This is a genomic window from Agrococcus sp. Ld7, from assembly GCF_045064095.1.
In the GTDB taxonomy this organism is placed as follows: Bacteria; Actinomycetota; Actinomycetes; order Actinomycetales; family Microbacteriaceae; genus Agrococcus.
On the sequence record NZ_JBISGY010000035.1, the window covers coordinates 86102 to 109538 of the forward strand.

The following is a 23437-nucleotide window of genomic DNA, read 5'->3' on the forward strand; positions in this document are numbered from 1 at the left end:
TCCATGGCCGACGTCGCCCCACTCCTGCTCGAGCTGGGGGCCGTGGTGCTCGGGGTGTCGCTGCTGGGCCTGATCGCGCACCGCTTCGGCATCTCGCCGGTGCCCCTGATGCTGCTGGCCGGCGTCGGGCTGGGCGCCGGCGGCATCATCGACCTGAGCCATGCAGAGCCGTTCATCGGTCCCGCGGCCGAGATCGGCGTGCTGCTGCTGCTGCTCATGCTCGGCCTGGAGTTCACCTCCGAAGAGCTCGCGCAGTCGCTCAAGCGGCACAGCGCCTCGGGCGTGATCGATATGGTGCTCAACGCCGGCACGGGCTACCTGATGGGCCTGCTCCTCGGCCTGCAGCTGCCCGCGTGCCTGGCGCTCGCCGGCATCACGTGGGTCTCGTCGTCCGGCATCGTCTCGCGGCTGCTCAGCGACCTCGGCCGGATCGGCAACCGCGAGACGCCCGCCGTGCTCTCGATCCTGGTGATCGAGGACATCGCGATGGCGATCTTCCTCCCCGTGCTCATCGCCGTGCTGACCGGGGCCGAGTGGTGGCAGGCGCTCGGCGCGGTGGCGCTCGCGCTCGCGGCGGTGCTGTCCATCCTCATCGCCTCCCGCCGGGCCTCGGTGCGGCTGGGCCGGCTGCTGAGCCATCCCAGTGACGAGCAGGTGCTGCTGCGGCTGCTGGGCATCATGCTGCTGGTGGCCGGCCTGACGCAGCTGCTCGGCGCATCCGCGGCCGTCGGCGCCTTCCTGGTCGGCATCGCGGTGCCGCCCTCGCTGTCGGTGCGGGCCCGCGTCATCCTCAGCCCCCTGCGCGACCTGTTCGCAGCCATCTTCTTCTTCTCGTTCGGGCTGCCGATCGTGCCCGCCGATCTGGTGCCCGTGCTGCCCGCCGCCTTCATGCTCGCGGTGCTCACGACCACCACGAAGCTCGCCACCGGGTGGGCGGCAGCACGTCGCGACGGCGTGCAGTGGCGCGGACGCCTGCGCGCCGGCTCGGCGCTCGTGCCGCGCGGCGAGTTCTCGATCGTGATCGCCGCGCTCGCCGTCGGCGCCGGATACGCCGAGATCGGCGCGCTCGCGGCCTGCTACGTGCTCATCACAGCCATCGGCGGCCCGCTGCTCGCTCGCTTCATCGTTCCCACGCTGCGCCCCGTCGCCGCGTAGCGGTCCCGCGACCGGCGCATGATGCGCAGTGCCGGATCTCACGGCGGATGCACAGGCCCCAAACTTGACACGTCACGACTCAAGATGGGAAACTTGAGCCATCGCGACTCAAGTCGGTGCCCACCCGGGTGCTGGTCGCGACTGCGGTTCCGGGGGACGAGCCCGCCGCCAGCGCATCCGATGGATGCGGTTGGGGGATGTCGGTGGTCTCCTCCGCCGGAATCAGGCAGAGACGCACACCACCACCACCGCAGCGTTGCTGCGAACCAGGAGGATCCACCATGGCACGAGCAGTCGGCATCGACCTCGGCACCACCAACTCCGTCGTCGCGTTCCTCGACGGCGGTGAGCCCACCGTCATCGCGAACGCTGAGGGCTTCCGCACGACCCCGTCGGTCGTCGCATTCGTCAAGGACGGAGAGACCCTCGTCGGCGAGCCTGCCAAGCGCCAGGCCGTCACGAACGTCGACCGCACCATCTCGTCGGTCAAGCGCCACATGGGCACCGACTGGAAGCAGGAGATCGACGGCAAGCAGCTCACGCCGCAGGAGATCTCGGCGCGCATCATCGGCAAGCTGAAGCGGGACGCAGAGACCTACCTCGGCGAGCCTGTCACCGACGCGGTCATCACCGTGCCCGCCTACTTCAACGACGCCGAGCGCCAGGCCACGAAGGAGGCCGGTGAGATCTCCGGTCTCAACGTGCTCCGCATCATCAACGAGCCGACCGCGGCCGCCCTGGCCTACGGGCTCGACAAGGGCAAGGAGGACGAGCTGATCCTCGTCTTCGACCTCGGTGGCGGCACCTTCGACGTGTCCCTCCTCGAGGTGGGCAAGGACGACGACTTCTCCACCATCCAGGTGCGCTCGACCTCCGGCGACAACCGGCTCGGCGGCGACGACTGGGACGACCGCGTCGTCGAGTGGCTCAAGACCCGCTTCAAGGAGCAGTCGGGCGTCGACGTCTCGAACGACAAGATCGCCATGCGCCGCCTGAAGGAGGCCGCCGAGCAGGCCAAGAAGGAGCTCTCGGCCTCGTCGAGCACCAGCATCCAGCTGCCCTACTTCTCGCTCACCGAGAACGGCCCCGCCAACCTCGAGGAGACGCTCACGCGCGCCCAGTTCGAGAACATGACGAAGGACCTGCTCGAGCGCACCCGCAAGCCGTTCGAGGACGTCATCCGCGAGGCCGGCATCACGGTCAGCGAGATCGCGCACGTCGTGCTCGTCGGTGGCTCGACCCGCATGCCCTCGGTCACGAGCCTCGTGAAGGAGCTCACGGGCGGCAAGGAGCCCAACAAGTCGGTCAACCCGGATGAGGTCGTCGCCGTCGGCGCCGCGCTGCAGGCCGGCGTGCTGAAGGGTGAGCGCAAGGATGTGCTGCTCATCGACGTCACGCCGCTGTCGCTCGGCATCGAGACCAAGGGCGGCATGATGACGAAGCTCATCGACCGCAACACGGCCATCCCCACGAAGCGCTCCGAGACCTTCACGACGGCGGAGGACAACCAGCCCTCTGTCGCCATCCAGGTGTTCCAGGGTGAGCGTGACTTCACGCGCGACAACAAGCCGCTCGGCACGTTCGAGCTCACCGGCATCGCGCCGGCACCGCGCGGCATCCCGCAGGTCGAGGTCACCTTCGACATCGACGCGAACGGCATCGTGCACGTGTCCGCCAAGGACAAGGGCACCGGCAAGGAGCAGTCGATGACGATCACCGGTGGCTCGAGCCTCTCGAAGGAGGACATCGACCGCATGGTGAAGGAGGCCGAGGAGAACGCAGCCGCCGACCACGCCCGTCGCGAGGCCGCCGAGCTGCGCAACACGGGAGAGACCCTCGTGTACTCGGTCGAGAAGGTGCTGACCGACAACGGCGAGCAGCTGCCGGACGACGTGAAGACCGAGGTGCAGTCCGACGTGGATGCGGTGAAGGCCGCGCTCGCGGGCGACGACGACGAGGCGGTCAAGACCTCGGTCGAGCGGCTGCAGCAGTCGCAGTCGAAGCTCGGCGAGGCGATCTACCAGCAGGCTCAGGCCGAGCAGCCCGCAGAGGGCGGCGAGGAGCCGCAGGCCGACGCGAGCCCCGAGGACGACGTCGTCGACGCCGAGGTCGTGGACGACGAGGACGAGAGCAACAAGTCATGACGAACCAGCACGAGGAGTTCGAGGAGCCGCGCGTGAACGACAAGCGCCGCATCGACCCCGTGACGGGCGAGCCCCGCGAGCCGGCCTCGGCCGGCTCCGGGGCCGCCGGGTTGGCGGGCGAGGCCGGCGCGGGTGACCAGACCGCGTCGACGGATGCGCCTGCGCCCGCCACGGACGGGGGTGACGGCGCCGGCGAGGCTGCGGCGCTCGACGATCAGCTCAGCGCCGAGGACCGCGCGCTGCTCGAGGGCGAGGCCGCGGCGGTCGACGCCGAGCGCGCAGCGCTCGAGGCGAAGTCCGCGGCGCAGCTCGACGAGCTGCAGCGCCTGCGCGCCGAGTACGTCAACTACCGCAACCGCGTCGAGCGGGAGCGGGCGGGCGACCGCGAGGCGACCACGGCATCCGTCATCACGTCGCTGCTGCCCGCGCTCGACGACCTCGATCTCGCCGACAAGCACGGCGACCTGGCCGAGGGGCCGCTCGCGATCGTGGCGGCGAAGCTGCGCGGTTCGTTCGAGGCACTCGGCGTCGTGCGGCTCGGTGAGATCGGCGAGCCCTTCGACATCGACAAGCACGAGGCCGTCGCGCAGCTGCCGAACCCCGAGGTGACCGAGACGGTCGTCGCCGACGTCATCCAGACCGGCTACCGCGTGGGCGAGCGCGTGCTGCGCGCCGCCAAGGTCGCGGTGTTCGCTCCGGCAGAGTGAGCCGGGCGGGCGTGCAGCGGCCGTACGAGACGAACAGGAGGTGACGCATGGCCAGCAATGACTGGTTCGACAAGGACTTCTACGCTGTGCTGGGCGTCGCGAGGGATGTCTCTGCTGCCGATCTGAAGAAGCAGTACCGCAAGCTCGCGCGGCAGTTCCACCCGGATTCGAATCCGGGCGATGCGTCGGCCGAGGCTCGCTTCAAGGAGATCTCGGAGGCGCACGCCGTGCTCGCCGACCCGAAGCAGCGCAAGGAGTACGACGCGGTGCGCGCGATGGCCGGCGGCCGTCCGCGCTTCGCACCCGGCGGCTCCGGGGGCTTCGAGGATGTCTTCGGCGGCTTCGGCGGGGGACCTCGGGTGCAGTACTCGCAGGGCGACTTCGAGGATCTGCTGGGCGGCATGTTCGGCGGCGGGGGCGCGGGCTTCGGCGGCGGCTTCGGCCAGCGCCGCCCGCCGAAGGGTCGCGACGTCAGCGCCCGGGCGGCGCTCGACTTCACGTCGGCGGTGCAGGGCGACACGCTCAAGCTCACCGTGGGCGGCAAGACGATGACCGTCAAGATCCCCGCTGGCGTCCACGACGGGCAGAAGATCAAGCTCGCGGGCAAGGGCGATGCGTCCCCGGCCGGCGGCGAGCCCGGCGACCTGATCCTCACGGTGCAGGTGCGGCCACATCCGGTCTTCACCATGGATGGCCTCAACCTGCGCGTCGACGTGCCGGTGACGTTCGCCGAGGCGACGCTCGGCGCGACGATCGAGGTGCCGACGCTCGGCGGGGCTCCGGTGCGGCTGAAGGTCGCCCCGGGCACCCCGTCCGGCCGCGTGCTGCGCGTCAAGGGGCGCGGCGTCGCGGGCAAGAAGGGCACGGGCGACCTGCTCGCGACCATCCAGGTCGCGGTGCCGGGCCACCTCACCAAGGAGCAGGTCTCGCACCTCGAGGCGTTCGTGCAGGCGGGCCCGGCCGAGTCACCGCGGGACGACCTGCTCGCCAAGGCGACGGCCTCCTGATGCTGGGCGTGCCCGAGGGCCTCGACGAGTCGTCGCCGATCTTCTCGATCGCGGCGGCCGCCGAGCTCGCGGGCCTGCACGCCCAGACCCTTCGGCAGTACGACCGGCTCGGGCTCGTCGAGCCCGCCCGCACGGCGGGCAACACGCGGCGCTACTCGATGCGCGACATCGGGCGGCTCAAGCAGGTGCAGCTGCTCTCGGGCGAGGGTGTCTCGCTCGAGGGCATCCGCCGGATCCTCGAGATGAGCGACGACAATCGCGAGTTGCGTGCGCGCGTGCGCGAGCTGGAGGCCGCACTCGCGGATGCCGTCATGCAGCAGGCGGGCCGGCGCGTCTTCGCGGTCGGCCACACCGGCATCACGGCGCTGCGCGCGGGCGCTCGCCCCGCGAAGCCCGGGCAGATGGTGCTCTGGCGCCCGGGCCGCCACTGACGACCGGGGCTCGGTGCCAGAATGAGGGCGTGGCAGCGACGGTGAGGATGCACTCCCCGGTGCCCCGTGGGTCGGGGCTCCGCGCCGCACCCGGTTGCGCCGGTCAGGCGAGGAAGACGAACCGATCGTGACGGATCCGCGCGACGCCACCGACCCCGCCGGCGCTCCGCCGCCACCCGGCGCGAACAGCCCGGTGCCCGCGGATGCAGCCGCGCGAGCGGCCGCCGCTGGCAGGGCGAAGCAGCGCCCGCGCCGGTCCGCGCCCGGCCGCGATGCGCTCGTGCCGTCGACCGCGATCGAGAACCGCGCGCGGGATCGCGCGAGTGCACGGCGAGCCCGGCTGGGTGTGGTCGGTGCGCCCGGATCGCAGATCGCGAACCCCGGTGGTGGCATGCCCGGGCGCCTGCTCCCGCCGGGCTTCGCGCCGGCCGTCGCAGAATCCATGCCGACGCGCTTCGTGCCCACGGCCTGGCAGGTGCAGAATCCCGCGGCGGGCATGCCGTTCGCCGGTGCGCCGGTTGAGCGGCAGGGCCCGCCCCCGCAGCATCCCGCCGCTGCACGGCCGTGGCCGCACGAGGCAGGGCCCTACGGAGCGGGCTATGCACCAGGGCCTGGGTCGTACGGGCCTGGGTCGTACGGGCCTGTGCCGTATGGGCCAGTGCTCAACGGCGCACCGCTGTACGCGGCCATGCCGCCGCCCCCGCCCCCACGCGTGCCGTGGACGCCGAAGCAGCGGCGAACCGCGCTGCTGAGCGCTTGGCTCGGCCAGACCGTGATGGCGCTCGCGACCCACCTGCTGACCGCGTTCTTCCTGATTGTCGCCCTCGCGCTGCTGCTGCATGGCTCGGGCGATTCGAGCGACTTCGAGGCCGACTCGTTCACCGCGATCATCGCGCGCTGGACCATGATCGATCGGGTCTGGGCGTCCGCGCTCATCGGCCTGCTGGTGGGCGGGGGCATCCTGGCGCTCGGATGGCTGCTGCAGGCGATGTGGGGCAGGTCCGCGGGGCTCGCGAAGCCGCATCGCTCCACCTGGCTCGCCTGGCTGTGCACCACGGCGGCCACGGGGCTGATCGGCATGGTGGTGTGGCCGACCGCGCTCATCGGCGGCTTCGTGCTCGTGCTCGCGAACGATCAGGCGTCGCTCACGACCGGCACCATGTGGGAGGTGCTGTTCTGGCAGCTCGGTGTCGCGGTCGTGCTGACCGGAGGCGTGGGGCTGCTGTTCGGCTGGCTCTTCTGGTCGCAGGCGCAGCCGCGCATCGACTTCCGCGCGCTCGCGGAGGCCGAGGAGGCTGCCGCCCGCGCCGCGGACGAGGCGGAGCTCACCGACGTGCGGCTGCGGGGTGAGCCGTCGAGGCGGGGCAGCGATCCCTCCGGCCCGGGCAGCGCGCTGCGATGAGTCGCAGGCCCATCCGCCGCCAGGAGCGGGCCGATCCGCTGAGCCCGAGCCAGAAGGCTGCGGTGCAGTCCGCGGGCGCCGTCGGCCTCGCCTTCGTGGCGGCGGGCGCGAGCCTCGTCTGGGGGCTGCTCGTGTCGGCGCTCGTGCTCGTGATCCTGCGCGCCGCCGTGATCGATCTGTTCGACGATGTCGAATGGGGGCGCGGCGTCATCGACTGGATCGAGCAGCTGCAGCCAGGCTGGCTGGCGCCGCTCGTGCTCGTGCTCGTGCTGCTCGCGGTCGGCGCGATCGCGCTCGGCAGCTGGCTGAGCACGCGGCGGATGCGCGCGGCGGGTGTGGTCGGCGCGACATCCGTCACGTTCCGGGGTGCGGCGATCGGCACCGGTCTGCAGGCGGTGCTGTCGACGCTGTCGAGCTGGCTGCTCGGGCTGCTCGTGCTGCTGACGGGCGTGGTCGGCTTCTGGATCATCGCGTCGACCTGGGTGGTGCTGTCGATCCTCACGTCGACGCTCATCGGCTGGTTGGCCGGCCCGCGCACCTGGCTCGCGATCGCGCGGCGTGAGGCACGACGGGCGGCCGCCGTGCCCGCGTAGCACGACGGCCGGGCGGCAGGTGCCGCCCGGCCGGTGCTGCGGTGCTGCGGCGCGCCAGCGCTACGCCGGCGAGCTGCTCTCGCTGGTCGACGAGCTGAACCGGCCCTCCTGGCTGTCGGCGTCGATCGCCGTCTGCCCGCTGCCCTGCTCGATTGTGATCTTGCGGGGCTTCGCGCGCTCGGCCACGGGGATCGTGAGCATCAGCACGCCGTGCTCGTACGTTGCCTGGATCTTCTCCAGGTCGACGTCGCTCCCCAGCCCGAGCTGACGGATGTAGCGGCCGGCGGGCCGCTCCTGCGCGAGCCACTGCGTGCCCTCGGAGGCACCGATGGTGCGCTCGGCCTGGATCGTGAGCGTGTTCGCGTCGACGTCCAGGTCGATCGAGCCGGGGTCCACGCCGGGCAGGTCGACGTTCACGACGTAGTGATCGTCGGAGCGGTAGAGATCCATCGGCATCCAGCTCGCCGAGCGCTGCGTGCCGCCGCTCGTGAGCAGTCGAGCCGCCATGCGATCCATTTCGCGGAAGGGATCAAAGGTCAGCGCCATGACAACCTCCTCCTGGTCTGAGGTCGTCGCCCTGCGCGACGACCCGGTGTCTGTCGCGGCCCGTCTCGGGGCCGTCTCCAGTATTGGCACTCTCCCTATGAGAGTGCCAATCTCCAACTGGGGAGACGCTCAGCACGGCACCGGGAGGGCGACGGATGCATCGTGCGACGACTGCTGCTGCGGCAGACGATGGGCAGGACTGCCCATCGCGCTGGCGCGCGGCGCCGCCATACGATCACGATGACGATGGGAGGCACCCCCGATGGCGATGAACCTACCGGGCGAGCTGGTGTGGGTGCTCGACATGCTCGGCTATGACTGGCCCCCGCTCGACGAGGACGAGATGCGGCGCGCGGCCCAGATCATGCGCACCTTCAAGGACGACATCGTGGGAACGGTCGAGGTCGCCGACAAGAGCGTGAAATCCGGCGTCGGCGCAGCCGTGCACGGGCAGGTCTCCAGCTCGTTCACGAACGCGTGGGACACCGACAGGGCTTCGAACATCGCGAAGCTGATCGATGCGCTCGATCCCGTAGCGGGTGGGATCGATATCGGTGCCGAGGCGGTCGTCGCCCTGAAGGTCAAGGTGATCGCCGAGCTCGTGATCACGGCCGCGCAGATCGCCGCCGCCGTCGCGGGCGCATTCTTCACCTTCGGTGCCTCGCTGGCGGCCAACGCGGCGATCCTCGTCGCGCGCAAGAAGGCGCTCGACGTGCTGACGAACATCGCCGTCGATCAGCTCGCACAGCAGCTGCTGCCCATGATCATCGAGCCCCTGCAGGGACCGATGATGGATGGGATCACGGCGATGCTGGAGGCGGAGGTGACCGAGGGGGCGATCGGGGATGTCTCGAAGTTCGAGGCGGACCTGGATGCGCTCGACGCCGCCGCCGCCGACTTCGATGCGAACGCGACCGATCAGGATCGGCTCGCCGACGACTTCATCGCCCAGATCACCTCCTGCCAGATCTTCACAGGGTGATACGGGATGTCGACGATCAAGATCATCCTCAAGGAGGCCTTCGACGTCATCGAGGAGCTGGCGCCCAAGGCCGCGAGGGCCGTCTCGCAGAAGTCGACCAAGCTCGGCGCGAAGACACGGCAGATCCGGCGCCAGATCGAGGCGAAGGATGCCGAGCTTGCCGGCGCGCAGCGCAAGCCCGACCGCGCGCCGGGTCACCACACGCCAGAGCCCTCCTCGCCGGACGCGAACGGCCTGAACAAGCCGGCATCCGCACCCGACGGTCCGCACGCTCGAGACACCTGGCCGGATGTCGACACGGAAGCCGCCAACGCCGCTACTGCTGCCGCCCGCCAGGCCGCGGTCGAGTCCGGTGAGATTCCCGCTCCCGATTTCGGCCGTCTGACAGCCGAGTATCACGGTCGGCCGCCGGCCGACATGGAAGCGCCCCATGGTCACCACATCGTCTTCAAGAGGGGCGTGGGCGCGCGCCAGCAGGCAGTGGCCGCGCAGATGAAGGAGATCCTGGAGCGCAACAGGATCGACTGGTACACGGGACCTCACAACCTGACATGGGCGCCGAACGTCGCCGGACAGCACAACATCGCGAACGCCCGCGCGGTGCTTCGCAATCTGCAGGAAGCCGACGCGCTCGGGCGCGACGCGGTCATCGAGGCACTGCGGAACTCGGGGAGAGATGTCTTCGGGGGCCGGCCATGAGTCGTCGCACGTTGGCGGCCGCCAATAGAGTCGCCGCATGAACACTGACCTTGCGGCCTGGTCCGAGCAGTTCTCGGACGACGTCAAGCCCGTGCTCGAGGCGGCCCTGCTCGCGGTCGTGGCCGCACGGCCAGCCGACGATGTCGCCGGAATCGGCATCGCAACCGACGCCGACGCCGGCTCGATCGTGGCATTCGCGAACTCGCGCGCGAATCTCGAGCGCATGGTCGCGGAAGACCCGGAGTTCGCCTTGGACTCCAAGTGGCACATCGGCGAGTGGGATCTCGACCTCGCAGGCTCGGACTCGGCCGACCCTCTGGCCTCGGTTCGCGAGCAGCTGGCGCAAGCGAAGCTCGAGGTCGCACCGGAGGCGCCGCAGGTGGGCTTCGGGGTCGCCGGGATGCAGGAGTTTCGCTTCGCCGTGTGGGGCGCGATCGCGCGCGCGATGGCTGCATCCGCTCGGGAGGGCTTCTTCGACGCGTGGCCCGCCGCCGCCAAAGTCTTCATGCCGCTCGATGCGGATGTCGATGAGGTGCAGCTCGCAGCGTGGAGCTCGCCGCTCAACGATGACGCCGGCGTCGCGGAGCTGCGCGCGTTCCTGCAGCTCACGTAGCCGCAGCTGGAGCGAGCTCGGCGTGCACGGGCCGCGAGTGCGCGGGGCTGCGCGTGCCGCAAGGCGCAGCGTGCCGCAATGCACAGCGCGCTGCACGCTGCGGGACGTCGCCCCGCGACGTCCCGCGACAGAATTGTCACCATCGGCTCGCAACGGCGCCTCAAGGCAGCCGATCGTGACATCTCTGCGAGCCGGGGCTCGTCGCGGCGATGCTGCGCGCTGGGGTGGGCGCCGCGATGGCCGCGTCAGCGGTCGGGGGTGAGCATGCGCAGTGCCGCGCGCACGCGCATGGGCCGGCATCCGGCATCCGTCAGCCGCCGCACGATCACCGGCTCGCGCTCGGCGAGCATGATGCCGCGCTTGACGAGGAACGCCAGGCTCTTGCGGTGCTCACGCAGATCGCGCGCGAACCGCAGGCCCATGGTCGCCCAGCGCGAGCGGTGCACCACGATGGCGTCGTCGAGGATGCCCCGCCGATCGGCGTCTGCCACGACCTCGCTCACGAAGATGCCCTCGGCGACGAAGCGGGTCGCGCCGCCGAGCGTCACCTCGTGCTCGCCCACGGATGCGCTGCGCGAGATGTCGTAGATCGGCGCGGTCGTGCGGCCCGTGCGCGCGAGCTCCTCGAGTGCGTCGATGGCCCGGTCGCGGTGCCAGCTGCCGGGGTGATCCCAGTCGACCTCGCCCGACTCCAGCCGCGGCAGCTCCGGGTCGTCGCCCTCGCGGTAGAAGTCGTCGAGCCGCAGCACGGGAAGCCCCGAGTGCCTGGCGATGCGCGACTTGCCGGAGCCTGATGCGCCTCCGATGAGCACGAGCTTGGCGAGGGGCTCGAAGGGCGCAGGCATAGGGACGAGTCTGCCGGATGCGCGCGGTGCTTGCGCGCGCTGCCCGCGCACGCAGGCTTGTCGCTGGCCGTTTCCGAGGTTGTCGCGGCAGCGACGGGCCGCCGCTCACGCGCCGGCGCCCGCGGGTCAGGCGTCGCCGAGGAAGCGCGAGAGCACCTCGGTGAAGACCTTCGGCTGCTCGGAGTGCACCCAGTGGCCAGCGTTCTTGATCGTCACGCGCCGCACGCGAGGGAAGCGAGCCTCCATCGCGTCAGCGAACTCATCGCGCACGTAGCCGGAGTTCGCGCCGCCGATCCAGAGGACCGGCCCGTCGTAGACGGCGTCGGTCGCGGGGAAGCCGCGCAGCACGTCGAGGTCGCGGCGTAGTACCTCGAGGTTGGGCAGCCAGCGCCATCCCTCTTCCTCCCAGCGGAGGCTCTGCAGCAGGAAGCCGCGGATGCCGCGGTCGGGCACCGCCTCGCTCAGCGCCGCGTCCGCGTCGGCGCGCGACGCGATCTGCGCGAGGTCGATGGCGAGCATGCCGTCGATGAAGCCGCGAAACTCGTCAGTGGAGCGGTACTGCACCGGCGAGACGTCGACGACCACGAGGCGCTCGACGCGCTCCGGGTGCCGCAACGCCGCGAGCATCGCCGCCTTGCCGCCCATCGAATGGCCGACCAGGGCGCCGGGCTCCTCGAGCAGGCCGGCCACCGCATCCGCCATCTCGAGGTAGTCGAGTCGCTCCGTCCAGTTCGACCGCCCGTGGTTGGGCATGTCGACGAGCGTCACGCGATGCCGGTCGGCGAGCGACTTGCCGATCTGCGTCCAGTTCCGGCCCTGCCCGAACAGGCCGTGGCAGAAGGTGACCCGGGAGCCCTGCTCGCCGAGCTGCGTGGTGTGGAGCGCGCCCGTCATGGCTCCACGCTATCCACGCGGGGCGCGCGGGCTGGTGACGAGCCGGGCGGCGATCTCTTCCACCGTCTCCAGCTCACCAGCCGCGACGGCCATGATCAGATCAAAGGCCTCGTCGTTGGTCAGCTCGAGCCTGCGCCCGTTGACACCGAGGAACGCGATCGTTCCGGCGAGTGCGAGAAGCTTGTTGCCATCAAGGAGCGCGTGGTTGCGCGCGAGCGAGTGCAGCAGCGCCGCCGCCTTGAGGTCGAGCGTGGCGTAGGCATCGTTGCCGAGGAGCGTTGTCTGCGGTCGCGCGACCGCGGCTTCCAGCAGGCCGAGATCCCGCACCGGTGCTGCAGCACCAAGCGCGCGCTCGGCGACGCGCAACAGCTCGGCCAGGGTGAGGAAGATCACTCGCCGAGTCGCTCGAGCGCCTCGGCGTACCGGGGGAGCTCGTCGTCGAGTACCTGCTCGAGCAGCTCCGCGCGGCTGCGTTGCTCGATGTAATCGCGGACCGCCTGCCGTGCAACGTCCTGCATGGAGCGCGATTCGAGCTCGGCGCGGCGGCGGAGAGCATCGGATTCGTCATCCGTGAGTCGCAGTGTCATGGCCATGACGTGATGGTATCACTCGTGACACCGACGAGCAGGCGCGAATCGCTGAGCTCAGCGTCGCGCGCCTCGGCGCCAGCGGGCGATCGCCACGAGCCCCGCGGCAACGAGCACCACGGCTGCCGCGATGATCACGCTCATGATGGCGACACCGACGTAGCCGTTCGCGTGCGTTGCGGGATCGAGGAACGGGTAGGGATACCACCAGTCGCGGCCGGTCGCCTGGTCGAGCGTGAACGGCCCGCGCAGCAGCGTGTAGCTCAGCCACACGATGGGGAAGATCACCACGATGCCGAGATCGGGGAACCGCACGTCGCGCTTGCCCGAGCTCAGCAGCCAGTCGACCAGCATCCACAGCGGTGCCACGAGGTGCAGGATCTCGTTCGACCAGCCGAGCGTCGCGCCCTGCGGCAGCTCGATGCCGCGCAGCAGCGTGTTGTAGACGATGCCCGTGACCACCATGTAGGTCGTGACGCTCAGCAGCAGCACGTCGAAGCGCCGGCCGATGCGCGGGCGGCCGAGCTGGGCCGCCACCAGAACCGCGAGCACGACCATCGCCAGCACGTTCGACTCGATGGTGAAGAACGAGAAGAAGTTGAGCAAGTTGAGCGGGATCGACGCGTCGCCGCGGGCCGTCCAGAACGTGATGCTCGTGATGAGCTGGCCGATGACCGCCGCCAGGATCAGCAGCGCCGTGAACGCGCGTCCGATGAGCACGACCCGGCGGACCACCGAGGGCTGGGACGCGGCCGGGGCCGGTGCGGCGTTCGTCATCTGGGCTCCTGCGTGCTCAGGCTGCAGCGCGGAGGGAGGGCCCCGTCGCGGTGTCAGCAAGCGTAGTTGCGCTTGAGACGCTGCCACCTTGAGAGCGCGACCTGCGCGGCGGCTGCGATGACCAGCAGCGCGGTCACCGCGAGGCACGTCGTCGCAACCCCGAAGTACCCCTCGTCGTAGGTCGAGGGATCAAGGTGCGGGTACCAGTAGGGATTCTCGATCGCCTCCTCGGGCGTCCCCGGCGCGCGGAGCAGCGTGTAGGCGAGCCAGGTCGCGGGGAACAGCAGCACCGTGCCGACGTCGCGCCACCGCAGCTCGCTCTCGCGCGTGCTCGCGATGCGGTCGATCACCATCCAGAGCGGAGCGATGAGGTGCAGCACCTCGTTCGCCCAGTCGAGCGTCGCGGCCGGTGGCAATTCGATGCCGCGCATCAGCGCGTTGTAGACGATGCCCGTCACGACCATGTAGCTGGTCGCGCCCAGCAGCAGCACGTCGAATCGGCGTCCGAGGCGCGGGCCGCCGAGCTGTGCCGCGACCAGCATCCCGAGCAGCACCAGCGACAGGATGTTCGACTCGACCGTGAAGAACGACAGGTAGTTGACGGCGTTCTGCGTCACATTGTGTGCGCCCTGCTCGTGCCAGAAGGTCAGGCTGGTCGCCATCTGTCCGATCACCGAGACGAGGATCGACGCTCCGATCGAGATGCGACCGACGAGCAGCACGCCCCGCCGGCGGCCGATCGCGGTGTGCAGGTCCTCGATGACAGTCACTCCTCCACCCTAGGCAGAGTCCTGAGGGTTGCTCGAGCCCTGAGGAAGTCCTGCGGGTCGTGCACTGGTGACTCGCAGGAGGTGCTTGCGCCCGTGCTGCCACAGTGCGGGCGAGCCTCTCTCTACTCGGGCACGGTGGGATCGCCGAAGACGGAGAGCATCACGACGTATGCCAGCGTCTTCGCGGACAGCCGGGCAGGATCGCCCGTGTACGCGTTCGTGAAGATGCGGAGCAGCACATCGTCGTGCCCGAGCAGGTACTCGGCGGAGCCGATTGCGGCGTCGGACTCCGTTGTGACGACGTCGAGGTCGCCATGCGCGGTGTAGGCGACGTCGCGCTCGTCACCGGCGTTCGGATGACGCTGGATGACGGGCACGTCGACACCCTCGTACAGCTCGACGTAGACGTGGGGGCCGTGCGCACGATCTTCGGTCCAGAGCATGCAGTGCACGGACAGATGATCGACGAGCGCACCGTCGTAGATGTCGGGTCCGCCGACCATGATGCCGTCCCAGGCCTCGAGCTCGTAGCCGTCGGCCTGCCACTCGGTCGTGAACGGCCCATCCGCGATATCCGCGCAGGAGCGCGGCGTCGCTGGCGGCATCGGCGTCGACTCGGGTCCGGCCTCCGTGGTGGGCGTTGGGGGCGCCGATGGCGTGACGGCCGTGGCAGAAGCCGTTGGCATCGACGCCGGAGGGCGCGACATGGACGGGCTCGGCGTCGAAGGGGAGAGTGCGCCCTGCTGACAGGCCGCGAGGGTCAGGGCGAGTATCACGAGCGGTACGGCGGCCCAGACTCTCCGCAAGGTCGGCATCGCCCGCCCCTCTCGATCGTCAGCGAGAGTGTACGCCCCCGTTCTCTCGCGATCCGCAAGCCACGAGGCTCCTCCCGTGCTTCGACATCGGTTCTGAATCGATTGTAGGTTCTCACGCTCCGTGTCGCACGAGATCCCCGTGATTCCGGAGAAGTCGCGGGGCCGTTGGGTACCCGCGAGTCTCACGTTCGTGTCGCATTCCTCAGCTCGGGGCGATCCGGCTGTGTGCAGGTTGGCGCCCTACCTGGCGCCGGTCGGAGCAAGCCCCGTCACTGGTCGAAGTGGGTTGCGGGCTGAGCGTGGTCGAAGAGCCTCCAGCGGTGCTCCGGCGCCGCGACGACAGTCGCGAGGTCGGTCAGCGTTAGCTTCCATGGTGACGGAGCCCCAGCCCCTTCGTGACCAATCCGTTACGTGCTTTCTATCTCGCGCGCCGAGTAGCGGCCATAGTCTCGCGTTGACTCAATGCTTCGACAGAAAGTTGACCGGATGACCAAGATTCGGCTCCGCGCCGCCGCCACTGTGTTGTCGGCGGTAATGGCGGCATCGCTGCTCAGCGCAACTACCGCCAATGCCACTGGCTCCGAGGCCGATGACATCGTCCAGATCCTCGAGTCCGTACCGACCGAGATTCCCGTTATGCAGGACGTCACCACGGATGGCGCGACCGATCTCGTGGCGCCGGGAAGCGCGTCGAGTGACCTCGCGGCGATTGAGGACGTGTTGGACGTGTCTGTGTCGGCGCTCGGAGAGAATCCGCTGTCGCTCGAGTTGCTCGCCGCACAGGATGCGGCCACAGTGAGCGTTTCGCAGGATGGTGTCGAGGTCATCGACAACGGGGACAACTCCTTGACGGTGCCGCTCAATCGCGCCGATGGATCGTTGCAGGTCGTGTTCGTGATTGAGACGACTGACGCGCCGACGGAATACGCAATCGACGTCGACCTGCCCGAGGGCGCAGTGCTGACGCAGGACGAAGGTGGAGCTCTCCTGGCCACAGGCGCGGACGGCCAACTAGCGCTCGGTGTGGCGCCGGCATGGGCATACGACGCCGCTGGCACAGCCGTCCCCACCCACTACGTCGTGCAGGGATCCGAGATCACTCAGGTTGTCGAGCACACCTCTGGTGACTACCAGTACCCGATCGCGGCCGACCCCTGGTTTGGCAAGCGACTCTTCAGCCCGATGACCGTCAATCGCAACGGAACCTTTGCGGGCAAGAACGTATACTCCGGCCGCCTGACCACCTGGGGTGTCGCCATGGGACTGTCTCCGCAGGGACTCTTCATCATGGGCTCTGCTGGCTTGGCGGAGTTCACGTCGCAATGGGCGACTGTGAGGAACAGCGTCAGTCTCCAACAGCAGTATCAGTGCCACGCGGTCTGGGGACGGGCCATCATCGGCGCTGGCTTCCACTGGGATCTTGAGCTCTCTCGCCCCACGAATGGCAACTACTTGAACGTCTTCGCCCACCGGTGTAACTGGTGAGCACCATGCCGCATCCGGCTCCGCCACGGAAGGGTGTATCCGTCGCTCGGGTGCTCCTGCTGGCGCTGATCGCATTCATGGTGGGAGTGCTGCTGACGACCGGCGGCGCCGCACTCGTGCGCTGGCTGACCGACGATTCGCGTCCGGGAATCACCCTTGCGGACGTCGTGCGCGATAGCGTCCCCGGCTTTGCGAATGCCTCGGACCCAAGCGAGGATGCCTGCGGCGACCGACGTGGATGCGTCGAGGGCGTAGTCGGCGATGGCGTCGCCATCTACCGCTATCACTCGCTTGACCTCGCGCGCCAGTCCGTCGTCTACAGCGACGCCGACTTCTACCGGTCGGACCGCTTTGTCATCGAGTTCGAGGACACGCTAACGCCCGACGAGCGGCTCCAGCTGCTGCAGGTCGTCGAAGGGACATGGACCGGCAGCGGCGATTGACGCGAGGTTCCACACTGAAGCGGGGATGGTCCTAGTGCAGGAGCATCCCCGCTTCGTCGAAGTCCGCCGACGTTCCCAGAACGATCGTCTTCGGTGAGGTAGCGAACCTCGGTGTCAAGCAGCTGGCCGCCGGTCACGCCTCCAGGAAGCGTTGCGCCACAAAAATGAGAACGTGCGACACCGCTGCGCCACGGTATTGAGAATGCGCCACCGGAATTGAGAATCCCCAGTCGGTTGCTGCTGCTTGTAGGTTCTCGCGCTGCGTGTCGCAGCGATTCCGCGTGATGCCGCGGAAGTTGAGGAGGTGTCGACGGTCCTCGATGCTCACGTTCGTGTCGCAATCCTCGGTGGGCGGCGCGACTGTAGGTGACTGCGTGTGTCTTTGCAGGAGCGGCCGCGCGCCCAGATCTTCACGGATTGAGGTGAGGCGCGGGCTGCGTCAGCTGGTCTGATCCCGCCGCCACTCTGGTTGACCTTAAGTGTGAAGTGCTCGAGGTGGCCGCGGCCCCAAAGACGATCGTCAACGACGGCCCCTCGCAGGCACTGTTGGCGAACGCGCCCGGCGGGCAAATGACGGCGCTCACTGAAATTCCTCAGTTCTGCTCATCGAAATTCCCCACCCTGGGTCGCTCCGTCGCATGAGGCGGGCCTCCCTCGATGCTGGTGGTCTCTGACCACACACCAGCTTCCGAGGGAGGCCCTCTTCTCATGCTTTCAGAGAGGAGCAGCGTGGACATCCACGCTCTGCACCGGCAGGGGATGACGATCAGCGAGATCGCCCGCCGCACAAACCACGACCGCAAGACCATCCGCGCCCACCTCGCCGGTGAGCGCCAACCCGGCATCCGAAAGCGAGCATCCCCGGACCCGTTCGATCCGTTCGTCGACTACGTCACGGCGAGGCTGGTCGAGGATCCACACCTCTGGGCGATGACGTTGCTGGACGAGCTGCACCGGCTGGGGTTCACCGGCTCGTATCCGACGCTGACGAGACAGATCCGCGCCCGCAGGCTGCGGCCGGCATGCATCGCGTGCGCGCACGTGACCAAGCGGGCGAACGCGATCATCGAGCATCCGCCGGGCGAGGAGACGCAGTTCGACTGGGTCGAGCTACCCGACGCACCGACCGGTTGGGGCTACCCGACCAAGCGCGCCTACGCGCTGGTCGGCTCGCTCGCCCACTCCGGCTCCTGGCGCGCGGTGCTCTCGCCCTCGATGGACGAGCCGCACCTGCTGGCGGCGATGACGGCCCTGCTGGCACTGCACGGCGGCCTCACTCGCATCTGGTGGTTCGACCGGATGCGGACCGTGCTGAACCCCGCCACCGGGGACCTCACGCCGACCTTCGCCGCGTTCGCAAAGCACCACGGCGTGACCGCGGTTGTCTGCCGTCCCCGCTCGGGCAACCGCAAGGGCGTGGTCGAGAAGAACAACCACACCGCAGCCCAACGCTGGTGGCGCAACCTGTCCGACGAAGTCACTGCCGAGCATGCGCAGGTCTCGCTCGAGGCGTTCGCCCGCCGCCAAGATGGTCGGCGACGCGAGGGCAAGCACGGCACGACGACTGCGGCGGCCATGCGCGCCACCGAGGGGCTGCGGCCGTTGCCGCCGGCCGTGTTCCCGGTGGTCGTGGCGGAGCAGCGCACCGCGACCCGGCAGGCGCTGATCGACTGGCGCGGCAACCGCTACTCCGTCCCGCCGGAGTTGGCCGCGGCGCGCGTGACTGTCCAGCACCGGCTCGGCGCTGCCGTGATCGACATCGCCACCGCCTCGGGGGTCGTGGTCGCCCGGCACCGGCTGGCCGAGCCGGGCCTGGGCGTCACGATCCGCGACACCGGCCACGTCACCGCGCTCGAGACGATCGCGCTCGCCTCCGCACCACCCGGACGGCCCCACCGGCGCAAGGAACGCATCCCACCCGGCAGCGCGGCACTGGCCGCCGCCGCCATCCTCACCGGCGAGACCACGCCGACCACCACCGTCATCGACCTGGCCGCCTACGAGCAGGCCGCGAAGAACAGGAACACCCTCCCATGACCACCACCACCACCGTGACCGCGAAGACGGCCGCGAGCACCTATCAGCAGCTGCGCGGCCACCTGGCCGAGCTGAAGCTCGCCGACGCCGCCGAGGCCCTCCCGTCCGTGCTCGACCAAGCCACCGCCGAGGGCTGGTCCCTGACCCACACGCTCGAGCGGCTCCTGGCGATCGAGGTGACCGCGACCGACGCGCGCCGCCTCACCGGCCGCTTCCGGTTCGCGAACCTCCCCGCCGGCGCCACGCTGACCGACTTCGACCTCGACGCAGCCTCCGGCATCGACCAGAACCTGCTCGCGGAGCTCGGCACCTGCCGATACCTCGAGACCGCCACCAACGTGCTCCTGATCGGCCCGCCCGGCGTCGGCAAGACCCACATCGCCACCGGCCTCGGCCACGCTGCCGTCGAGGCCGGCTACCGCGTCTACTTCACCTCCGCCGCCGACCTCGCCGCCCGCTGCCACCGCGCCGCGATCGAGGGCAAGTGGTCGACCATGATGCGCTTCTTCGCCGGCCCCACGCTGCTGATCATCGACGAACTCGGCTACCTGCCACTGCCCGGCGAAGCCGCTTCAGCACTGTTCCAAGTCATCAACCAGCGCTACCTGAAGACCTCGATCGTGCTCACCACGAACCGGCCCGTCGGCGCCTGGGGCGAGATCCTCGGCGACACCACCGTCGCCGCCGCCATGCTCGACCGGCTCCTGCACCGATCGGTCGTCGTCACCCTCGACGGAGCCTCCTACCGGCTCCGCAACCACCACGCCGCAGCCGACGAACTCCGACGCGCCACGACGGGCACGAACCTGCACTAGCCTGACCACGCGACCTGGGGAACTTCGGTGAGCAACTCCGGGGAAATTCGCTGAGCGCCGTCACAAACTCGGGCTATGCAAGTGGTGATCTGCGGGGCCGGTCTGGGCGGGCTCGTGCTGGCGCAGGCGCTGCGCGGTCATGCCGATGTCATCGTGCTCGATCGTGACAGTGAGGCGGCCGATACGGGCGGCTATCGCATCGCGTTGACACCCGAGGCGGTGGCGGTCGTCGAGCGGCACTTGCCAGCCTCGCTGGTCGGCCGGATCCGCGACGTCTCCGATGGCCCGTCGACGTTCTCGCAGTTCACTATCGCGAATGCGCGACTGCAACCCATCGTCGTCGCGCCCGAGCCAGATGGGCAGGACCGCATGCTGTGCCAACGGCGGGCGCTGCGAACCCTGCTCGTCGACGGACTGGGCGATCGCATCCGCTTCTCATCGACAGTGATGGCCGCCGAGGCTCTCGACGGCGGAGGAATCGTGACGCTGCACGACGGCACGCGCATCGAGGGCGATGTGATCGTCGCAGCGGAGGGCGCACGCTCCCCGACGGTGCGCTCGATCGCGAGGGCCGAGACGAGCCGCGACTTGGGGCTGGTCGGCATCGCCGGATCGGCACCGCTGAAAGGTCGCGGCTCCCTGCCGAAGTTTCTGCTGCGCGGTCCGGCGCTGGTGATTGATCATCGCGGCCTGGGCATGTTCCTCTCGCTCGCCTCGCGCGGGCTCGGCCCGGTGCCGGCCGAACTCGCAGACGCTGTGGGGCCGCCGTCGCTGGTGTGGGGACTGATCGCTCGTCGTGACATGCTCGGCGACGTCGCGCATGCGCCCGCGGGTGAACTCGTCACACGCTCGCGCTGCCTCGTGGACGCCTGGCACCCATGGGTGCGATCGCAGATCGACGCCTCTGACCTTGATCGCGTCGCCGCGTTCACCTTCCGAGCCGCGTCCCCGACGGCCCCGCGCTTTCCCTGGGCGCCGTCGCGGATCACCGCGATCGGCGACGCCGTGCACGCGATGCCGCCTACGGGTGGACGTGCCGGCTCGACTGCGATCCGCTCCGCCGGCGCGCTCGCTGACGCACTCCTCGCTGGCAATGACATCGATGAGGCGATCACCCACTACCAAGCGCAGGTCGATGCATGGGCCGTACCAGCGATCCGGGCATCGCTCGGACCCGTCCGCGCAATGCAAGCTCTTGCAAGGCCGGCAGCCAGGACGCTTGCCCGTCCCGCGCTTGCCGCAGCCGGCGTAATCGGTGAAGCCATCCACCGCAGGACTCTCATGCGCCACTGACCGTCAGCGGTGTCGCCTGAGTAACGAAGCCGCGGGTCGCGATCGCGATTGGCTCTGTCAACTCGGTCCAAGGTCAGTGCCCCGGGCTAGTGTTCGCTGCATGACAGGCGACGAGCTGGAGCGAGTGTCGGGAATCCGTGACGTCAGCAGCTTGTACCGCAACTTCGACGGTGAAGATGTAGTGATCCGGCCCGCGTCAGGGGATCGGAAGGCGTTCCGTATCGAGGTCATGCTCGAGGGGGACAAGGCGGTCTTCCCCGCCACGGCGCCGGTGGAGGAAGGCGACTTGCTGGAGCGCAACGATCCCCGTGGGGGCGTGATCGAGTACGCGATCGCGAGGTATGACTTCGTGAAGGCCCCTATGTCGCACTTCGAGGATCAGTGGGACGCGACTTTGGTTCGGAAGGGCAGGGTGGCGCGTTCGTTCGCGCAGCCTCAGATCGTGGTGCACGGCGGAACCAACCAGTTCTCCATCGGTGACCACAACAAGATGAAGCAGTTCAACGGAGCCGGCTCACGAGAGTTGCTGGAAGCTCTCGATGAGGCGGAGCGAAGCATTCCTTGCGATGACCTGTCGTCCGACCAAGTTGAGGCCGTCCAGGATGCCATCGCAGACGTTCGATCGGTGGCATCTTCCGATGCGAAGCCGTCGACGATGAAGCGCGCCATCTACGGCATGAGCGGAGTTGTAGACGAGGTTGCGGACTCGTCGAAGGCGGGGGCGAAGGACGGGGTGAAGTCGTGGGCGGCGGCAACGACCGCTGCAATCTTGAGCCACGTCGTAGGGCTGTCCCAGTACTGACCGCGGCGCCATACGCGCCGAGCCGCTTCCGCCTTGTACGTGCCCTGGCGGGAGCCGGACAAGACGATGACCCGCGACTTCGACACCCCTCAATGTGAACGATGTCCCGACTCATATGTGAGCGATGTCGTGAGCGTGTATGCGCCGAGAACTTCGCCACCGTGGGCGATGACGGTGGCGTCGCTGCTGTGGACCAGGCGGATGATCTCGGTGATGGCGAGGCCGCCGACGGCGGCTGTGGCGTCGTCATGGCGAGCCAGCTCGAGCGCCAAGCCGTCCGCCGGACTGCTGTCTGCTCGGCGAGCGCGATCACGCTGCGTCAGTCGAGCGTCACCTGGCCGGACTCCACGTCGACCGTCACCTCGACCTCTTCGCCGCCGCGCATCAGGTCGAACTGGTACTCGCGCATGCCGTCGTCCCATTCGAGCTTCCAGCCCACCAGCGGGCCGTCGACCTCTGCTGTCGCGAGCTCGAGCGCCTCGTCGTACGTCATCGGATCGCTCAGGTCGATCGGCTCCTCGGTATCGCTCGTCGACTCCGACTTCTGCCCGACGATCTCGCCGCTCACCGCATCGATCTCGATCTCGTAGTCGGTGGAGCCGTCGAGGATGTTGACTTCCCATTCCCATGCGGCATCTGTCTCGTCGTAGTCGAGCTCGATGCCGTAGACGAAGCCTGCGCCGACTTCGTCGTTCGCGGTCTGCCACGCATCCTCCGGGGAAACCGGCAGCTGCGTCTCACGCAGATCCGCATTGGGACCCGGGTGCTCGTCGACGGCGCCGTCACTGCTGGACTGGCTCGGCTCGGTGGTCGGGGAAGTGCCAGGGTCGGCGCTCATCTGCTCCGCAGTTGGCGTCGTTGCGGGATCGGCAGGCGCGCCAGCTCCCGACGCACAGCCGACGAGCGCGCCGACGGTGACGATCGCGGCGATCGCGCCGACGGTGCCGCGAGGCGGGAACATAGATGACATCGAACTCTCCGATCCTCTGGCACCGGCCCGGCTCGAGGACGATGGCGACCATCGAGCGGGCGTGCGGTGCACATGGCCTTCGACGCTACGAGAGCTCGGGGTACAACGCAAGCCGTCGATGACTTGATAGTCGAGTCCGCGCACTGAGCACAGCCGCGCGGTTCACCGGAGAACGTCCGCGACCTCGGGCCTGACGGCGAACCGTGCGGGCTTCACATCGACCACCAGCGGAGAGTCGTCGGCGCGGACGATGAGGAAGTCGGGAACGTGCCGGCGCATACGCGAGCCGCCTGCTCCGAGCAGCTGCACCGCCTGCGCGGCGATGCGCTGCGTCGCCGGATCGATGTCGGCGACCAGCAGCCTCGCGAGTTCGAGTCGACTCTCGTACACGACGTGATCGCGGTTCCTGAACGACCAATACAGCCCGGAGTAGTGCCGCTGTCGCGCGTAGGACCGGACTCGACGGACCGGTCTGGATCAAGCGACGCGACTGAGGTCCACCTTGGCGAGTGTCGTGTCGATCGACTCGTCGTCCTCGGTGAGGTAGAGAACCTCGGCTTCAGCAGCTGGTCGCCGCTCATACATCAAGCATGCGCTGCGCCACGAAATTGAGAATGCGCCATCG

General features: G+C 69.1%; 28 protein-coding genes. 16 read left to right on the plus strand and 12 right to left on the minus strand.

Annotated elements, in window-relative coordinates; genetic code table 11:
- Positions 1–3: 3 nt before the first annotated feature.
- From ACJJVL_RS12075 to ACJJVL_RS12105, 7 genes are all read left to right on the plus strand, one after another.
- Entirely contained in the window at positions 4–1155 is a 1152-nt protein-coding gene (locus ACJJVL_RS12075; protein ID WP_405218967.1) for a cation:proton antiporter, read from the plus strand.
- A gap of 281 nt (positions 1156–1436) precedes the next feature.
- A complete protein-coding gene (gene dnaK / locus ACJJVL_RS12080) occupies positions 1437–3299 on the plus strand; it encodes a molecular chaperone DnaK (RefSeq protein ID WP_405218969.1) in 1863 nt (620 codons plus the stop codon).
- Entirely contained in the window at positions 3296–4006 is a 711-nt protein-coding gene (locus tag ACJJVL_RS12085) for a nucleotide exchange factor GrpE (RefSeq protein ID WP_405218971.1), read from the plus strand. The genes dnaK and ACJJVL_RS12085 overlap by 4 nt, the downstream gene beginning before the upstream one ends.
- A 47-nt stretch (positions 4007–4053) precedes the next feature.
- The gene (locus ACJJVL_RS12090; protein ID WP_405218973.1) at positions 4054–5013 is read left to right on the plus strand and encodes a DnaJ C-terminal domain-containing protein; all 960 of its coding nucleotides are present in this window, start codon (positions 4054–4056) and stop codon (positions 5011–5013) included.
- Positions 5013–5444 carry a heat shock protein transcriptional repressor HspR gene (locus tag ACJJVL_RS12095; RefSeq protein ID WP_405218975.1) on the plus strand — a complete coding sequence of 144 codons (432 nt, stop codon included), beginning with the start codon at positions 5013–5015 and terminating at the stop codon, positions 5442–5444. Before ACJJVL_RS12090 ends, ACJJVL_RS12095 begins: the two co-directional genes overlap by 1 nt.
- Positions 5445–5571: 127 nt before the next feature.
- A complete protein-coding gene (locus ACJJVL_RS12100; RefSeq protein WP_405218977.1) occupies positions 5572–6846 on the plus strand; it encodes a hypothetical protein in 1275 nt (424 codons plus the stop codon).
- On the plus strand, positions 6843–7439 hold the full coding sequence (locus tag ACJJVL_RS12105; RefSeq protein ID WP_405218979.1) for a hypothetical protein: 597 nt from the start codon (positions 6843–6845) through the stop codon (positions 7437–7439). The genes ACJJVL_RS12100 and ACJJVL_RS12105 overlap by 4 nt, the downstream gene beginning before the upstream one ends.
- A 60-nt stretch (positions 7440–7499) precedes the next feature.
- Here ACJJVL_RS12105 and ACJJVL_RS12110 read toward each other — a convergent pair whose 3' ends face one another.
- Positions 7500–7985: an Hsp20/alpha crystallin family protein gene (locus tag ACJJVL_RS12110; RefSeq protein WP_405218980.1), complete on the minus strand. Its 486-nt coding sequence runs from the start codon at positions 7983–7985 to the stop codon at positions 7500–7502.
- Between the two features lie 262 nt (positions 7986–8247).
- Here ACJJVL_RS12110 and ACJJVL_RS12115 point away from each other — a divergent pair, with 262 nt between their 5' ends.
- From ACJJVL_RS12115 to ACJJVL_RS12125, 3 genes are read left to right on the plus strand one after another with little or no spacing between them, the layout of a single operon-like run.
- On the plus strand, positions 8248–8967 hold the full coding sequence (locus tag ACJJVL_RS12115; protein ID WP_405218982.1) for a hypothetical protein: 720 nt from the start codon (positions 8248–8250) through the stop codon (positions 8965–8967).
- Between the two features lie 6 nt (positions 8968–8973).
- Complete coding sequence (locus ACJJVL_RS12120; RefSeq protein WP_405218984.1) at positions 8974–9666, plus strand: hypothetical protein; 693 nt, start codon at positions 8974–8976, stop codon at positions 9664–9666.
- 37 nt (positions 9667–9703) lie between these two features.
- Positions 9704–10279 carry a DUF4303 domain-containing protein gene (locus tag ACJJVL_RS12125; RefSeq protein ID WP_405218986.1) on the plus strand — a complete coding sequence of 192 codons (576 nt, stop codon included), beginning with the start codon at positions 9704–9706 and terminating at the stop codon, positions 10277–10279.
- Between the two features lie 245 nt (positions 10280–10524).
- Here ACJJVL_RS12125 and ACJJVL_RS12130 read toward each other — a convergent pair whose 3' ends face one another.
- The 7 genes from ACJJVL_RS12130 to ACJJVL_RS12160 form a co-directional block, all read right to left on the minus strand.
- On the minus strand, positions 10525–11124 hold the full coding sequence (locus tag ACJJVL_RS12130) for an ATP-binding protein (protein ID WP_405218988.1): 600 nt from the start codon (positions 11122–11124) through the stop codon (positions 10525–10527).
- Positions 11125–11250: 126 nt separating this feature from the next.
- Positions 11251–12018, minus strand: a complete 768-nt coding sequence (locus ACJJVL_RS12135) for an alpha/beta fold hydrolase (protein ID WP_405218990.1) — start codon at positions 12016–12018, stop codon at positions 11251–11253.
- 9 nt (positions 12019–12027) lie between these two features.
- Positions 12028–12411 (minus strand): type II toxin-antitoxin system death-on-curing family toxin, encoded by a 384-nt coding sequence (locus tag ACJJVL_RS12140; RefSeq protein WP_405218992.1) that lies wholly within the window; start codon positions 12409–12411, stop codon positions 12028–12030.
- A complete protein-coding gene (locus ACJJVL_RS12145) occupies positions 12408–12611 on the minus strand; it encodes a hypothetical protein (protein ID WP_405218994.1) in 204 nt (67 codons plus the stop codon). Before ACJJVL_RS12145 ends, ACJJVL_RS12140 begins: the two co-directional genes overlap by 4 nt.
- A 51-nt stretch (positions 12612–12662) precedes the next feature.
- Positions 12663–13382, minus strand: coding sequence for a Pr6Pr family membrane protein (locus ACJJVL_RS12150; protein WP_405218996.1), 720 nt, complete (start codon positions 13380–13382; stop codon positions 12663–12665).
- A gap of 53 nt (positions 13383–13435) precedes the next feature.
- Positions 13436–14152 (minus strand): Pr6Pr family membrane protein, encoded by a 717-nt coding sequence (locus ACJJVL_RS12155; protein ID WP_405218998.1) that lies wholly within the window; start codon positions 14150–14152, stop codon positions 13436–13438.
- Between the two features lie 122 nt (positions 14153–14274).
- Positions 14275–14838, minus strand: a complete 564-nt coding sequence (locus ACJJVL_RS12160; protein ID WP_405219000.1) for a hypothetical protein — start codon at positions 14836–14838, stop codon at positions 14275–14277.
- Between the two features lie 615 nt (positions 14839–15453).
- Between ACJJVL_RS12160 and ACJJVL_RS12165 the strand changes: the two genes are divergently transcribed.
- Together ACJJVL_RS12165 and ACJJVL_RS12170 are read left to right on the plus strand one after the other, a co-directional pair.
- Complete coding sequence (locus tag ACJJVL_RS12165; RefSeq protein ID WP_405219002.1) at positions 15454–16452, plus strand: DUF2599 domain-containing protein; 999 nt, start codon at positions 15454–15456, stop codon at positions 16450–16452.
- Between the two features lie 50 nt (positions 16453–16502).
- The gene (locus ACJJVL_RS12170; RefSeq protein ID WP_405219004.1) at positions 16503–16895 is read left to right on the plus strand and encodes a hypothetical protein; all 393 of its coding nucleotides are present in this window, start codon (positions 16503–16505) and stop codon (positions 16893–16895) included.
- Between the two features lie 133 nt (positions 16896–17028).
- Here ACJJVL_RS12170 and ACJJVL_RS12175 read toward each other — a convergent pair whose 3' ends face one another.
- Positions 17029–17223, minus strand: a complete 195-nt coding sequence (locus tag ACJJVL_RS12175; RefSeq protein WP_405219006.1) for a hypothetical protein — start codon at positions 17221–17223, stop codon at positions 17029–17031.
- Positions 17224–17603: 380 nt separating this feature from the next.
- Here ACJJVL_RS12175 and istA point away from each other — a divergent pair, with 380 nt between their 5' ends.
- From istA to ACJJVL_RS12195, 4 genes are all read left to right on the plus strand, one after another.
- Complete coding sequence (istA, locus tag ACJJVL_RS12180) at positions 17604–18932, plus strand: IS21 family transposase (RefSeq protein WP_405219008.1); 1329 nt, start codon at positions 17604–17606, stop codon at positions 18930–18932.
- Positions 18929–19747: an IS21-like element helper ATPase IstB gene (gene istB, locus ACJJVL_RS12185; protein WP_405219010.1), complete on the plus strand. Its 819-nt coding sequence runs from the start codon at positions 18929–18931 to the stop codon at positions 19745–19747. Before istA ends, istB begins: the two co-directional genes overlap by 4 nt.
- 75 nt (positions 19748–19822) lie before the next feature.
- Positions 19823–21040 carry an FAD-dependent oxidoreductase gene (locus ACJJVL_RS12190; protein ID WP_405219012.1) on the plus strand — a complete coding sequence of 406 codons (1218 nt, stop codon included), beginning with the start codon at positions 19823–19825 and terminating at the stop codon, positions 21038–21040.
- A 100-nt stretch (positions 21041–21140) separates the two neighbouring features.
- On the plus strand, positions 21141–21842 hold the full coding sequence (locus ACJJVL_RS12195; protein ID WP_405219014.1) for a hypothetical protein: 702 nt from the start codon (positions 21141–21143) through the stop codon (positions 21840–21842).
- Between the two features lie 89 nt (positions 21843–21931).
- Here the strand turns inward: ACJJVL_RS12195 and ACJJVL_RS12200 are convergent, their stop codons facing one another.
- The 3 genes from ACJJVL_RS12200 to ACJJVL_RS12210 all read right to left on the minus strand — a co-directional run bounded on the left by ACJJVL_RS12200 (position 21932) and on the right by ACJJVL_RS12210 (position 23202).
- On the minus strand, positions 21932–22114 hold the full coding sequence (locus tag ACJJVL_RS12200; protein ID WP_405219016.1) for a hypothetical protein: 183 nt from the start codon (positions 22112–22114) through the stop codon (positions 21932–21934).
- 47 nt (positions 22115–22161) lie between these two features.
- Positions 22162–22812, minus strand: a complete 651-nt coding sequence (locus ACJJVL_RS12205) for a PepSY domain-containing protein (protein ID WP_405219018.1) — start codon at positions 22810–22812, stop codon at positions 22162–22164.
- Positions 22813–22974: 162 nt separating this feature from the next.
- The gene (locus ACJJVL_RS12210; protein WP_405219020.1) at positions 22975–23202 is read right to left on the minus strand and encodes a hypothetical protein; all 228 of its coding nucleotides are present in this window, start codon (positions 23200–23202) and stop codon (positions 22975–22977) included.
- Positions 23203–23437 lie beyond the last annotated feature (235 nt).